This window comes from Ruficoccus sp. ZRK36 (genome assembly GCF_019603315.1).
Classification (GTDB): Bacteria; Verrucomicrobiota; Verrucomicrobiia; order Opitutales; family Cerasicoccaceae; genus Ruficoccus.
In genome coordinates this window covers 2807389-2821315 of the sequence record NZ_CP080649.1, presented here as the reverse complement: position 1 = coordinate 2821315, position 13927 = coordinate 2807389, and the positions used below count along the sequence as shown (strand labels likewise).

General features: G+C 57.9%; 12 protein-coding genes. 6 read left to right on the top strand and 6 right to left on the bottom strand.

Features of this window, described 5'->3' with window-relative positions; genetic code table 11:
• The first annotated feature begins 156 nt into the window (after positions 1-156).
• The 3 genes from uxuA to K0V07_RS12335 all read left to right on the top strand — a co-directional run bounded on the left by uxuA (position 157) and on the right by K0V07_RS12335 (position 3565).
• Entirely contained in the window at positions 157-1206 is a 1050-nt protein-coding gene (gene uxuA / locus K0V07_RS12345) for a mannonate dehydratase (RefSeq protein ID WP_220621699.1), read from the top strand.
• A 247-nt stretch (positions 1207-1453) separates the two neighbouring features.
• Positions 1454-1696, top strand: a complete 243-nt coding sequence (locus K0V07_RS12340; RefSeq protein ID WP_220621698.1) for a hypothetical protein — start codon at positions 1454-1456, stop codon at positions 1694-1696.
• Positions 1697-1783: 87 nt separating this feature from the next.
• A complete protein-coding gene (locus tag K0V07_RS12335) occupies positions 1784-3565 on the top strand; it encodes a sodium:solute symporter (protein ID WP_220621697.1) in 1782 nt (593 codons plus the stop codon).
• Between the two features lie 470 nt (positions 3566-4035).
• Here K0V07_RS12335 and K0V07_RS12330 read toward each other — a convergent pair whose 3' ends face one another.
• A complete protein-coding gene (locus tag K0V07_RS12330; RefSeq protein ID WP_220621696.1) occupies positions 4036-4830 on the bottom strand; it encodes an FkbM family methyltransferase in 795 nt (264 codons plus the stop codon).
• A gap of 400 nt (positions 4831-5230) precedes the next feature.
• On the opposite strand from K0V07_RS12330, the gene K0V07_RS12325 reads away from it, so the two are divergent.
• Together K0V07_RS12325 and K0V07_RS12320 are read left to right on the top strand one after the other, a co-directional pair.
• Complete coding sequence (locus tag K0V07_RS12325) at positions 5231-5977, top strand: helix-turn-helix domain-containing protein (RefSeq protein ID WP_220621695.1); 747 nt, start codon at positions 5231-5233, stop codon at positions 5975-5977.
• On the top strand, positions 5974-7263 hold the full coding sequence (locus K0V07_RS12320) for an FAD-dependent oxidoreductase (RefSeq protein ID WP_220621694.1): 1290 nt from the start codon (positions 5974-5976) through the stop codon (positions 7261-7263). The genes K0V07_RS12325 and K0V07_RS12320 overlap by 4 nt, the downstream gene beginning before the upstream one ends.
• A 13-nt stretch (positions 7264-7276) precedes the next feature.
• On the opposite strand, the gene K0V07_RS12315 is transcribed toward K0V07_RS12320, so the two are convergent.
• From K0V07_RS12315 to K0V07_RS12295, 5 genes are all read right to left on the bottom strand, one after another.
• A complete protein-coding gene (locus tag K0V07_RS12315) occupies positions 7277-8287 on the bottom strand; it encodes a Gfo/Idh/MocA family oxidoreductase (protein ID WP_220621693.1) in 1011 nt (336 codons plus the stop codon).
• Between the two features lie 17 nt (positions 8288-8304).
• The gene (locus K0V07_RS12310) at positions 8305-8997 is read right to left on the bottom strand and encodes a DUF6250 domain-containing protein (RefSeq protein WP_220621692.1); all 693 of its coding nucleotides are present in this window, start codon (positions 8995-8997) and stop codon (positions 8305-8307) included.
• A gap of 86 nt (positions 8998-9083) precedes the next feature.
• A complete protein-coding gene (locus K0V07_RS12305; protein ID WP_220621691.1) occupies positions 9084-9674 on the bottom strand; it encodes a hypothetical protein in 591 nt (196 codons plus the stop codon).
• A 44-nt stretch (positions 9675-9718) separates the two neighbouring features.
• Positions 9719-11194: a PEP-CTERM sorting domain-containing protein gene (locus K0V07_RS12300; RefSeq protein WP_220621690.1), complete on the bottom strand. Its 1476-nt coding sequence runs from the start codon at positions 11192-11194 to the stop codon at positions 9719-9721.
• A 307-nt stretch (positions 11195-11501) separates the two neighbouring features.
• A complete protein-coding gene (locus tag K0V07_RS12295; RefSeq protein ID WP_220621689.1) occupies positions 11502-12923 on the bottom strand; it encodes a sulfatase in 1422 nt (473 codons plus the stop codon).
• A gap of 298 nt (positions 12924-13221) precedes the next feature.
• Between K0V07_RS12295 and K0V07_RS12290 the strand changes: the two genes are divergently transcribed.
• Positions 13222-13887 carry a type II secretion system protein gene (locus K0V07_RS12290; RefSeq protein WP_220621688.1) on the top strand — a complete coding sequence of 222 codons (666 nt, stop codon included), beginning with the start codon at positions 13222-13224 and terminating at the stop codon, positions 13885-13887.
• The last annotated feature ends 40 nt before the right edge of the window (positions 13888-13927 follow it).

Below are 13927 nucleotides of genomic sequence, written 5' to 3'. Positions count from 1 at the left end.
TTCGGAGAGGCTTTTTTGGTATTCTGAGCGGTTTTTTTGGTATATCGCCCCGTATTTTAAATTCAGGGTTGCCGAACGCGTGCCGTTCATTAGGACGCTTAACCTTTCGCGCGCTTTCGCGCTAATACACTAATAAGCAAAGAGGGGTATAAGGCTATGAAAATGACCATGCGTTGGTTCGGGGGGGACGACCCGGTGAAGCTGGAGCGCATCCGGCAGGTATTCGGTGTCAGCGGCATCGTAAGCGCGCTGCACGACACGCCGGTAGGCGAAGTGTGGCCCTACGAGGACCTGATGGAGCTCAAGGAGCAGATTAACGCCGAGGGCTTGCAGTTCGAGGTCGTCGAGAGCATCCCGGTCCACGAGGACATCAAGCTCGGGCTCGACACACGCGACAAGTACATCGCGAACTACTGCGCCAGCATCGAGAACCTCGGTCGCGCCGGTATCCGCACCCTCTGCTATAACTTCATGCCCGTCTTTGACTGGACGCGCACCAACCTCAGCCACCCCTACGCGGACGGCTCACACGCCCTCAGCTTTAACTACGAGGAGCTGCAAAAGATATCCAGCGGCAATGACCTGGTGGACGCCCTCCCCGGCTGGGCCGAAGTGTACACACCGGATCGTTTCCGCTACCTGATGGAGGCCTTTCAGGGCATCGGTCAGGACGCCATGTGGGACAACCTGGAGTACTTCCTCAAGAAGGTCATCCCCGTCGCAGAAGCCGCCGGCGTCAAGATGTGTATCCACCCGGACGATCCGCCGTGGTCCATCCTCGGCCTCCCGCGCATCATCGTGGACGAAGACGCCCTCCTGCGCCTGGTCAACATCATCGACAGCCCCTCGAACGGCGTCACGCTGTGCACGGGCTCCCTCGGTGCCTCGCTCAGTAACGACCTGCCGCAGATGGTCCGCAAGCTTCACCGCCGCATCCACTTCGTGCACATGCGCAACGTCGCTGTGGTCGGCCCCAAGAGCTTCCACGAGGCCCCGCACCTCTCCTCGATGGGCAGCGTGGACATGTTTGCCGTGATGCGCAGCCTCGTGAAGTGTGGCTACTCCGGCCCGATCCGCCCCGACCACGGGCGCATGATCTGGGGCGAAATCGGCCGCCCCGGCTACGGTCTCTTTGACCGCGCACTTGGCGCTGCCTACCTGCAGGGGCTTTACGAAGCAGCCAACAAGACCGTCAGCTACAGCTAGGTCAACCAGACTTACATCCTTTTCGTAACTCCAGCGGGACACCAGAGACGGTGTCCCGTTTTTTGCGCCCATCGCCTGCAGTTATCCTCATTTTTAGTGATAACCGGCCCACAAAAACGCCACGAACCCTCACCATTGTTACGTTTTTGAAAACAAAAACCCCTGTCACCGCCTGCCCTCGCTGGCAACTTGACTGTAAAGCATCCTCTCAGTTCCCATCACGGCCCGTTTATGGCAATCTTACACCATGCCCCTCCTACCCCGTAATACCCAAGAAACTCTCGACCTGAACCTTCATAACGCCCGTGTCGCCGTCCCCCATGGCATCGCGGGCTCGGAGTCCATGACGGTGCGCCTGCGAGACGGTGCCGTCATGATGAGTGCGCGTTTGTCCCCCTGGTCTGGACCGATCCCCGCGGGGGATTGGGCTCCCTCATGGGCGAACCTCATCAAAATAGATACGCGCTACTTTAAATACGAAATGATTTAGATATACTAAATCTATCTTCGTTCATATTTCCAAAGCTCGCTTGCTTGCGTTGGATACCCTCACAACTAACCCCAAATTGATCGTCGTATGCAAACCTTGGATTGGGTAATGATTGCCCTCTACTTTTTGTTGCTCTTTGGAGTCGCCTGGTGGGTGATTCGCAAAGGTAACGAAACGCCGGACGACTACTTCCTCGCCGGCCGTAACCTCGGATGGTTCATTATTGGAGCCTCCATCTTCGCCTCAAATATCGGATCAGAGCACATCGTCGGTCTTGCCGGCTCAGGTGCCACGGACGGTGTTGCCATGGCCCACTATGAGCTGCACGCGTGGTGCTTGCTCATTCTCGGCTGGGTGCTGGCGCCCTTCTACATGCGCTCGCGGGTGTTTACCATGCCGGAGTTTCTGGAGCGCCGCTTCAGCCCGCACGCCCGCACCATCCTGTCCCTGATCTCCCTTTTTGCCTATGTGCTGACCAAGATTGCGGTCGGCATTTTTGCGGGTGGTGTCGTCTTCGGGACCCTGCTGCCAGAGCTAAGCGTCGGACCGCTGAACAGCTTCTGGATCGGCTCCATCCTCGTACTGCTCCTCACCGGGGTGTATACCATCCTTGGCGGTTTGCGAGCAGTCGCCTACACGGAGGCCCTGCAGACCTTCATTCTGGTCTTCGGCTCATTTCTGGTCACCTTCTTCGGCCTCAGAGCGCTCGGCGATGGCAGCATCCTCGCTGGCTGGACCCAGCTGCGCGAAATCGTCGGCTCAGACATGCTCAACCTCTGGAAACCGATCGTGAGCGATGGCGTGGCCGGGACCTGGGCCCCGATCCGCGAGCTCAACGCACAGGGTGATGTCGTCAAGGAGGCCTGGTACTTCAATACGAACTACCCGTGGCTCTCCATGCTCTTCTGCGCCCCGATCATCGGTCTGTGGTACTGGTGTACGGACCAGTACATCGTCCAGCGCATGCTCGGTGCCCCGAACGAAACCGAAGCGCGCCGCGGCACGATCTTTGCCTCTGCCCTGAAGCTGCTTCCCGTGTTCCTGTTCATCATCCCCGGCATCATCTGTTTTGCCCTCGCCAAGGGCGGCTACGTCGGCGAGCTGACCTCCGCACTGATCGACCCCGACACGGGCGAAATCGTTCGCGAGAACGCGCAGGCGTCCTTCCCGCTCATGGTGCAGCACGTGCTGCCGACCGGCTTCCGCGGGATCGTGGTGGCCGGGCTGCTGGCCGCGCTCATGAGCTCGCTGGCCGGTGTGCTTAATGCCACCGCCACGCTGTTCACGATGGACTTCTACTCCCGTATCTTCAAGGGCGTCAGCCAGAAGCGGCTGGTCTGGATCGGTCGTGTCGCCACGGGCGTGCTGGTCGTCATCGGTCTGGCATGGATCCCTGTGATCCAGGGCGCCAAGGGACTCTACGATTACCTGCAGGGCATCCAGTCTTACCTGGCTCCTCCGATCTTCGTGGTGTTCTTCTTCGGCATCTTCGTCAAGCGCCTCAACGGCCCCGGCTGTCTGGCCTCGCTCATCGTGGGCTTTTCACTCGGCCTCTTCCGCCTAGCTGTAGACACACCCGTCGCCCTGATGGGCCACACCTACACCGAGGGAACTTTCCTCTGGATCGTGAACAATATCTTCTTCCAGTACTACTCCATCATCATCCTGATCGTCTGTATCGCGGTGTTCTACGCTGTCAGCTACCTGACCCGTGCCCCGGACTACGAGCGACTCAGCGGACTGACCTTTGGAACGGTAACGGATGAGCAGCGCGCGGAGACCCGCAAGAGCTGGACATTTGCCGACGTCTTCTGGTCCGGCTTTGTCCTGGTCGGTATCCTCGCAGCCTACCTGTACTTCAGAGGCTGATCCCTATCAGCCCCCTACCCAATTAACCTCAAAACAGGGTTAACCCGGATGTTGATTCAAGCCCTTATGCCGCAGAAGCCAGTACGGCACGCAGGATGTCTTCTGCGGCGGTCATCGGCCGATTGTCGGCAGGACGCAGACCTAGAGTGCGTCCTCTCAGACATGAAACTTATGACGGGGCTTGGATCAACGCCGGGACCAGGGGTAGCACCTGCACACCATATTTCCTGAACACTCTTGGGAGGCAGTTGACGTAGACCCTGATCAGGAGACCAGAAGAGTCATCTGCCTTAGATCAGCAGCAACCAAGAAAACCGAGCGTATAGAGAGAGTACGACTACGGGTATAACAGAGACGCCTGCTTCAGTGAGAGAAGCAGGCGTCTTCTTTTTAAATAGCTGACACGGTGGCCGTATCGAAAACTCCGGCAACAGGCCACCGCTGACACGGCCGCCGGAGCACTGGCCCGCTTATTTCAGTAAGTCGGGATGGCAGGCAACAAAATTACAGAACTGAAACGTCTCCAGCCACGGTCTGTAGCGACGTGGAGAGAGGCCGCGCTTGACGATTTTGGCGATCTCGTAGCCGCGACCATTAAGATAGTCGAAGAGGGATTTCAGGTTGGAGTTCGCATCCAGTGTGGTAGCTCCATACTCAAACTGAATCACGCTCGTCTTGTCAGGATGGCAGTACTCGCCAAGCCCTTTTAAGGCCTCCATCTCATGGCCTTCCACATCGAGCTTTAGCAGGTCAACGTGGGGGATGCTTCGTTCGGACAGAAAGTCATCCAGACGCACAAGCGGAACCTCGACGTGATCGGTAAAGTTGTCGCTACGCTGATAAAGCGAGGCGTGCGTGCTGCCAGTGGCAGGGCGATTCAGTGTGGCAGTACCTTTACTGGAAGAAACCCCGGCACCGACAATATGATCCTCCGCCAGGCTCGGGATATTCGAGCGAATGGTCTCACGCAGGTCCTGCTGAGGTTCAAATAAGTATAAGTTCAGGTCGAGGCCCTGGAACTCATCGGCGAGCTTTAGTAAGGCCTTTGTGTAGTCGCCGCGGTTGGCCCCGCAATCGAGCACCGTTATGGGCGTATTACCCTGCTCGTGCTGCCGCTCCATCCAGGCGCGCAGAAAGATGGATTCACCGTTACGCGCAATGACTGCCTCCTGCCCATGCTCCAGATACATGAGGATTTTCCACACCTGCCGTGCAACATTTTCACGGATCTTGTTGCGAAATTTACTTTCGGTTAATCGACTCATGCAATCAGACGTTATTCGGTGTGTTAATGTGTACGGACCTACCGATGGTAGAGTCTGCCAGGACTTGGATTGAGCTTCACTTGGTTTCGGGCATGCTCATGCGCCTGGCAAGCGTCTTTCCAGCTACGTCGTAGCGTCATTTAAGTCAGGTTAAATAGAGTTGTATCTGCCATGGGAAGGAAAAATACGGGCTTCCCGTATTTGTTGGCCGTTTCTTTTAGACAAAGTGCCGCTTGCCTGCCTAGGCCCGGGCATCGTTTCTCACATAGTTGGGTGGCGTGCCCCAATCGCTCACGACTCAAAGGCAGCGAGCCTCAAGCGTTGACACCTAAGCCATTTTTGGCCTATTTATTTATTAAATAATATAAATTAACTATAGCCTAAAATGAAATGTAAGCCCGTGCAATCTCTACAACGTGGGTTAGCCCTGTTTGAAGCCATCGCAAAACGACGCGAGGGCATGACGCTCAAGGAGCTTGCGGCTGTCATCGGCTGTTCGGCACCGGCGACGTTTCACCTCGTTGGCACACTGGTCGAAGCCGGGTATGTCCAGCGCCTCGATAGCCCTGCCCGCTACATCGTGGGCTCCAAATGGCGGCAGCTCACCGAGTCGAAGCAGCAAGACCACTTCTACCAAGTCGTCTACGAGGCGATGAGGGAGCTCTCCAAGGCATTACCCCACACATCGGTACACTTCTCCGAATACATCGGCGACTCCGTCATCGTCCGTGCCGACGCACCCGAGGATGCGCCGGGGCTCGTCAGAGAAGGCTTGAACCACATCCTCCCGCCCTATGCATCGGCGGGGTCTTTTGCGCACCTCGCGTTTTGGCCGGAGGAGATTCGCTCGACCTACCAGAGCCGCTACCAGTTCGAGGTCTATGGCCTGAATTTCTGGGGTAGCTATGATGCCTACGCCTCAGCCATTCAGTCGCTCAGAGACGAGGGCGTTTACTTCATGCCCAACATCCCCGACGGACAGCTCAAGCTCGCCCTCCCCGTCTTTCGCCCCGGAGGTGGTATCGCCGCTGCACTAACCCTCCATGCGAAGGCCTCTGACACGCAAGCCTGTGCCCACCTCCAGCAAACGCTAAAAGATGAAGCCCTCCGCATGGGCCGGATGATCACCGACAATTTATCTCAATGAAAATGGACAACCGCCCCACTCCAACGCCCCCCGACACCTTTGTCTCTGAGCCCACACGAAAGCTCCCCGTCGATGCCACCTATGACGTGGCCGTCGCGGGCGCTGGCATAGCCGGTGTTGCCGCCGCCCTGGCCGCAGTACGCCAGGGCTTGAGCGTTGTCCTGATCGAGAAGCAGTTCGGTCTCGGCGGCCTTGCCACGCTGGGCCACGTCATCAAATACCTTCCCCTGTGTGATGGCTATGGTAAGCAGGTCATGGGCGGAATCGCCGAAGAGCTTCTCCATCACTCCGTGGCCGAGCTAACCAAGCCGATGCCCTCCGCCGCATTCGTCCCACTGGATGACTGCTGGAAAAACGAGGACAACCTGCCGAAACGCCTGCGCAAGCGGCTGATGACGAGCTTCAATCCGTACGCCTTCCAGATGCAGATGGAGCAGGTGCTGGGCGAGGCAGGCGTCACCCTGATGTACGACACGCGCGTATGCCAGGTCCTCAAATCGGGCAAGGCCCTGACGCATCTCATCGTCGAGAACAAGAGCGGGCGACTGGCTCTGAAAGCGGACGCCTTTGTCGATGCCAGCGGGGATGCCGACCTCGCATGGCTAGCGGATTGCGCGGTCGAGCGCTTCACCCACAACGTGCTGGCATGCTGGCACTATGAAATCAAAAACGGCAAGCTCTGCCTGGCTATGTTTAGTAACCCCTACGACCCCGAGCACCGCGACGGCGGTAAAGCCACGGGGCCGTTTTTCTCGGGTACGGACCACCGGGACGTCACCGAGCAAGTGCTCGCCTCCCACCGACTACTGCTTGAGCGTCTGCGTCAGAAACAGGAGAAAGCCCCCGAGAGCACGATCTATCCCTTTGCCCTGCCCTCTATCCCGGACTTTCGCGTCACCCGCTGCCTGCGCAATGCGTTTACGATCCGCGAGAGCCACCGCCACCAATGGCTGGAGGACTGTGTGGGCATCACCGGTGACTGGCGCAAGCGTGGGCCGATCTACCCGATCCCGCTGCGAGCCCTACTGGCCGATAGCTGTACAAACCTTTTCGTCGCGGGCCGCTGCATATCCTCAGACCAGAGCGTGGTCGATGTCACACGCGCCATCGGCACCTGTGCGGTGTCCGGTCAGGCCAGCGGTACAGCGGCCGCGATGATGGTCAAAGATCGCCTGACCGACGCGCACGAACTCCCTGTCGACAAGCTCCAGCAAAGGCTTCGCAACGATGGCGCACTGATCCACCCTGACCTGCTCAAGGCACACCCCAGAGCCAAGGCGAAATAGGCGCTCAAGGCATTCAGACGGTCACGCTGGCTCGTGTCTGCTCGAAGGCTTTGCCAGCATTCATCATCGCCTGCATCAGGCGAATGCCCGGGACCACTTTTTCGATGCGGTAGGCCTCAGGCACGTCGCCCTCGCCACTGGCCAGATGCTCGACGAAGCCGCGTAAAGCGGGCTCATAGCCCATCTGTACCACGGGCTCAGCGACAGGCCCGGACAGCGTTTGCACCCCACCCGTGGAGTCGCGTACGATGAGCTTTCCTTCGGCGTCGCCGCTCTCGGGATTTGGGAAATGAATTTCCAGGCTCTCGGACTCGCCTTCCAGCAGAAGGGTTTCACAGTGATTCCCACTGGCGGGCAGCAATGTCATTTCGACCGGGCAGCCATTGTCCAGCTGGTAGTCGAGACGCCAGCCCAGAGAGGGTTTCTCTACGACTGCCGCATGCACCTCACTCGCTTCACTGCGGGTATAGTAATGCAGAGAGTCCAGCAAATGTAGAGCGGTGAACGGGAAGCCCGAAAACTCACGCCCTTGACGCTCCATGCGCCCCTGCACGCGGCGAAGATTCTTCGGAAGCTTCACACCTCGCATTAGCGGGCAATGATGCCGATTGTACGCGGCATAGAGCGGAGCTTGTGAGCGCTCGGCCGCCTCAATCAACTGCTCCAGCTCTTCGAGATTTCGCGCGGGCGGCTTTTCAAGAAAGACGGGCACATGGGCCGCGAGCACAGCACTGGCGACCTTCGTATTTGCACATTCCGAGGTCAGCACCATGGCTGCGCCAAGTGTCTCAGTGTCGAGCATCTGCTCCATCGAGGTATAACACCGTGCCTGCGGGAAAAGTCGACCGGCCTCGGTGACGGCGTCTTCGGAAAGGTCACACAGCGCTACCACTTCGACTAGCTCGCTTAGCTGCTCAAGAATCTGATGGTAGATGCCGCGTAAAATCCAACCACATCCGATGATACCGATCTGGATGGGCTTGTTCTCTGGATTTACTCCTGCGGAGCTATTGATGGCGTTCATGGAAAAAAGATAGCACCTCAATCGGTCGCCTGCGTGTGTGAGGCATCAATACGTCCGAGGCGGATTCTATCATAGTCTACATCGGAGAACCATGTGCGCAGCCCGAAGCGACCTCCGGGCAGCGGATCGGCATCGGTGTAGTGGTGAATAAGCTCCCCGTCGATGTAGAAGCTGATCTCTCCCTGCTGGCAGACGATGACGATCTCGTACTGCGTGCCGGGCTCGACGCGAATCTCCTCATCGGCATTAACCAGTGTAAAGCCAGGGTTGCGCCGGGCGCGCGACCAGCCCTTCATAAAGCCGCCCGTGTAGGTAAACAGGTAGTTCGGGATCTGGTGATACTCCGTGTAGGCACCGGACCGGGTATAGTTCAGCGGAGCGCCGTCAGCTTCCGTGGCGTGCAAAAAGAAGTTCAGGTTGCAGGCATGGTCGCCGGGAGCTGCCGCCGCATCGACGACGACGATGATGTCAGCGGGAAGGTCTTTGTCATACCAGACGGTGACACCTGCCTGCGCCTTATCCATGTCGCCTTTACGGATACGCAGCCACCCCTCCTCTGCCTTGACTGAGGGTCCCTGGCTCTCGACCGTCCAGCGGTCTTTCCAGCCAGAGCCCTCAAAGGTTTCATCCAGGAGCCACTCCACTGCATACGTCCTCCCATCCACGGTGTAGGCGTCATCCGTCGTTCGCACAGATGAGTCTGCCCACATCGGAGAAGAGAACAGTGAACCAACCACTAGCAGTAAGAGTGGCCCCGGTGAAATCAGTCGAAGCATAAGGCAAACGCTCGCCGGGATCAGCTGTCGGCCAGTGAGACCTCGAAGTCGTCCAGATACAGCGTACCGGAGGCGCGCCAGAAGAACACGTTCACGCGCATACGGTCAGCACCTTCGGGCACCGTCGCCTGTCCCTTGACCTCAGTCCAAGTAGTCGGGATGACCGGACCGGTCGTGCCGAGACGTTCGCTGGCTTCGCCGCTGGCATTGATGTAGACAGTACCGACGGACGCCTTGCCCTTGAGCATATCAACACGGATGATGAAGCCCGGTGTCTTCGGGTGGATCTTAAAATCCGCTGCAGCCTTGATCCAGATCGAGATATCAAAGGTCTGGCCGGGCATGACATTCATCGCACCGCCCTTGGGAGCGAAGGCAAAGCGGCTGTTCGAGTCCGCTGACATCACCGCGCACATGTTCCCGGAGTGCGGGTCTTCGGTGGTGAAGCTCAGCTTGCTGCCGCGGTCTTTGCTGTCGGCAGGGATGAAGGGCTTGCCCCAGACGGCTTCGCCGCCTTCAAAGCTCGGGTCAGTGTTCAGCGGTTGCCCGGCGAACAGGGATGAAGTCGCGGCCAACACGCCGCAGAGACTAAGAAGTGTGATTTTTTTCATAAGCTTATAATCGGATGATATTCCGGATCGATTTGCAAACCGCATTACGAGCGGCGGCGGCGGCGGATAACGACCACTCCGAGGACCATCAGACCAGCGATCAATGCCGTCGTAGCGGGCTCAGGAACGACGGACGTAACGGTGAACTGCAGCAGGTTGCCGTCGCCACCATAGCCAAACGTACCAGCCCATCCGGCCAGGATGCTATCCTCGGACAGAGCGAAGACACTCAGGTCGATCCCCTGAGTCGTACCGCCAAAGCTGATGATATTGTAGGTCTGCCCGACCTGCACATCGCCGGTGTTGTAGAAGGTGAAGGTCACGCTGCCATTCCCGCCACTGGCCGAGCCCACCATCGCGTCGTTCTCAAGGACGATCTGATCCTGCTCGGTGCCGAGGTTGAACAGCACATTAGCCGTGCCTTCAAAGACCAGCCCGAGGCTCGTCCCGTCACCACCGGCCAGTGTCATGGTACCGGAGCCATTCTGCCGGCCCGGATCCAGAATGCCGCCATCCTGCACCGTCACAACCCCGCTAACACTGGACCCGAAGTTAATCGTGCCATCCAGTCCGAGAGTTGCCCCACTGTAGAGCGTGTAGGCACCCTGTCCGCTAATCAGCGAGTACGTGGTGTCTGAGGATCCAACGTAGTAAAGCGCGCCGCCCTCGATGTTGGTGACGCCCGTATAAGCGCCCCAGGAGTCCGTGGATAAGCCGCTGGCACTGGAAACGGTCAGCGTACCTGTTCCGGCCTTGGTAAAGGCGAGAACATTGCTCACCTGTGTTTTACTCGCTCCAATGGTGCCGCTAAAAGTGGTGTTTGTACTCTGATCAACCTTAAGCATACGAACCCCACCGGTGCTGCTATAGGTGCCACGCATCTTCACCGATCCTGTACCGGACAGCTCACCGATAGTAACCGTACTGTTGCGAACACCCGTACCAAGCATAAACGCGCCGCCATCCAGTGCGATTTTAGTCTCGATACCCGTGGCCCCAGCCGAATCGACAATAAGACCACTGTCAGTACTAACACCAAATTCTTTAGCCGTGATCGTGCCATCCCAGGCCGAGCTGCCATTTAGCGTCAAGCGCAGCACACCATCGCTATTATCGTTATCCTGGATGGTAAAGTCACCACTGCCACCCCCCGTGATGGTCAGCGAGCGGCCGCCGGTTCCCACTACCGTAAAGATGGCACCATCCTGGACCGTCACGTTATTCGCGGTAGCCGTCCAGATAATGATCTCCGGCTCAGTGGTCGTAAACACAGCGTCGCTGCCGTTCACCCAGTAGGTCTCCGGCGAGCCTGTGGGTGTCGTGGACCAGGCGGTCACATCGGTGGAAGTGGACCAGGCCTGGTCACCGGCAAATCCGCCGTTCCAGTAAAGAGTCTGAGCATTGGCTGAGGCACTGAGCCCAATGAGTCCCAGTGCAGCTGTTGCCAGGCAGGCAAGCCCTCTGCGTGGCGCTTGAAACGCGGAGGTCGAGAATGAGGTGAATCGGGGCAGATTTTTCATAATCAGTATTCGTTCTGTGGTTGGTTGGTTTGGGATGAAAGGACGCTAGAATTTAAAACAATGAGTAGCGGCATGTTTTCAGGCGTTACCCCTCCACGCATCCGGCGATGCATGCCAAATCGCGGCTGGATATCCGAGACGAGCAAGGGGGGCGTCATGAAAAGGGTAACTCAACGGGGGGTAAGTCTCTGTTTGGGTAGAATTCCTTAAATCGATAGCCCCAAACTAGGATATATCTGTGTTTTCTCAAGAGGTTGCTATATAACACAGGTTATAGATACACTTTAACGTCAAATAAGGTATCAAATCAGCCTCGAACGAACGGCGTCCACGGGTCGCGAATCCTACGGCACGCATCGAGGGTTACACCCGTCAGCTCATCGACGACAGCGGGCTGGTCAGCGGCCACATTGTGAAGCTGCCAGGGGTCTTCCTGGTTATCGAAAAGCAGGGGCGCATCCATCACCTGCCCCCCGATCTTGGTCCGCGCACGCCCCGGTGCGACATAGGTATAGCGATCGGTGCGTACCCCTCGAAGGCCGTGGCTGTTCAGGCAATAGAGCTGCGCTTCCGGACGCGGTGCATCTGACTGCCCGAGCAGCACCGGAGCGTGGTTGCGGCCCTGCCAGTGCGCCGGGATGCGGCCCTCCAGCCCAGCCATCCCGACCAGTGTTGCGGGGATGTCCGGCGTATCAATGAGCAGGCTATCCTGGGCTCCGGCTTTCAGGCGACCCGGCCAGCGGGCGATAAAAGGAACCCGGTAGGACTCATCGTACCAGACGAGTTTACTCATCAAATCATGGCTGCCCATCATCTCGCCGTGGTCAGAGGTAAAGACCACCAGCGTGTCCTCACGCAAGCCAAGCGCATCGATCTCGTCAAGCAGTCGCCCAAAGGCCGCATCGACACCGCTGACCATGCCAAAATACCCCTGGGCCTGCCGCAGAGGAAGCCGCCCACCCTCAGGCACATTACCGCGCCTGAGCAGCTCTGTTGCGCTTGCATCACGGTAAAGGTCCACCCAGTTCTCCGGAACCTGTCCGAAGGGTGGATGGGGAGGATTATAAGAGACAAAAAGCGCGAACGGTTGATCCGAAGCCTGATGCGTGCGCAGGTACTCGACGGCTTTGTCCGTTTCGTGGTCGGGCCCCCATTGGTCGACGAAGTGGTAGTCATCCCGGCTGGCGTCATTACTCCAGTACATCGGGCGCAGATGCTTGTCGTAGGTATTATAGGCGTACCATTCACTGATCCCGTGCCGTCCGGATGGCGGTGTAAACTCGTTCCAGACCACCCCATCCTTCTTGCGAAAAGCTTCCAGGTAAGGCTCGTACGGGCGGGTCAGGTGCCATTTACCGATGTAGCCGACCGAGTAGCCGGAGCCCGCCAGCACATCCGTCACGCAAGTCATCGTATCCGGCAGCTCAAACTTTCGGTTCGGCGCCGAGTTGATATTACCGGTGACTGTGTTGATGTGCGGATAGCAGCCGGAGAGTAACATCGCCCGGTGCGGGCTACACAGCGGGTAGGTCGAGGCCGCCTGCGTCAGCTCTAGCCCTTCCCGTGCGAACTGATCCAGCCGCGGCGTCAAAACCGGGTCAGCCCCGTCTGCTCCGCCCCGCGCACAGGCACGCATCTGGTCGGCAAAAACATACACAATGTTCGGCGGACGGGCCGGTGGCTTGGGGGCTTCGCTGGCACGGACACCAAAGGCGGGAACCATCGCCATCAGCGCACTGTTACGTAAAAACTCTCTACGACTGTATCGGGGTATGGGGGGCATCGTAATAAAGGCCTTTCGGAGCGAGCATGAACATCGTCGACAGCTCCATATTCCCTCTAATCTTGCCCAAAGGCAACCCCGCGCATCCGTAACACAGGTTATAGACCTGTGAATACGATAGATACAGGAATTCAGTGGATTTCACCGCCCCTATATAACCCGTGTTATATAAATCAGTTTTGAAAATGCGGTATAGGTGCTTAGGCTGCCTACAACGTCACTCGCACGTCCCCCCATACCCCTCATGTTAAAACGATACCCCACTCCCCACACATTGTACCGGCGTAAACAAATTTCAGGATTTTCCCTTATCGAGTTGCTGGCCGTACTAGCTGTCATCGCCACCTTGGTGGCCATTATTATTCCTCTTACCAGTACGATCCGCGAGCGCGCCAGTCTCGGAAAATGCGCTAGTAATATGCGCCAACTCGGCCAGGGCATCATGCTCTACCAGGCAGATAACGGCGGCTACCTCCCCCCCAACTGGTCGTCCTCAGGCGGTAGCGCATCGAATATCTGGACTGTTGTCGTGCGGCCCTACATGGGCATTATGGATCAACGGCCCTATGGCATCGGTACCGACGAAATGTGCAAGACACTCTCCTGCCCCAGTCTGGAAGACACCTTACACCCCGACCGCTGGTGGGAAACCAACTACGCCGTCGGCATCGCTTTCGGGCTGGACGGGGCGCGACGTACGCTGACCGACGTTGATACCAGCAAGGTCATCATGCTTGTTGAAAATGACAACCCATCCGCACGCTGCCTGCGCTATACAAACGGCCCATGGTCTTACCTTGGCTACAACCACGGCGGCGTCGCCAATGTCATGTTTCACGACGGCCACATGGCCCAGTGGACCGAAGAAGACACACCCCAAGACGCTAGCGACCCCGCCTGGGGTTTTTAACGAATTTCAACACCCACTCCATAAACATAACTTTTCTCAT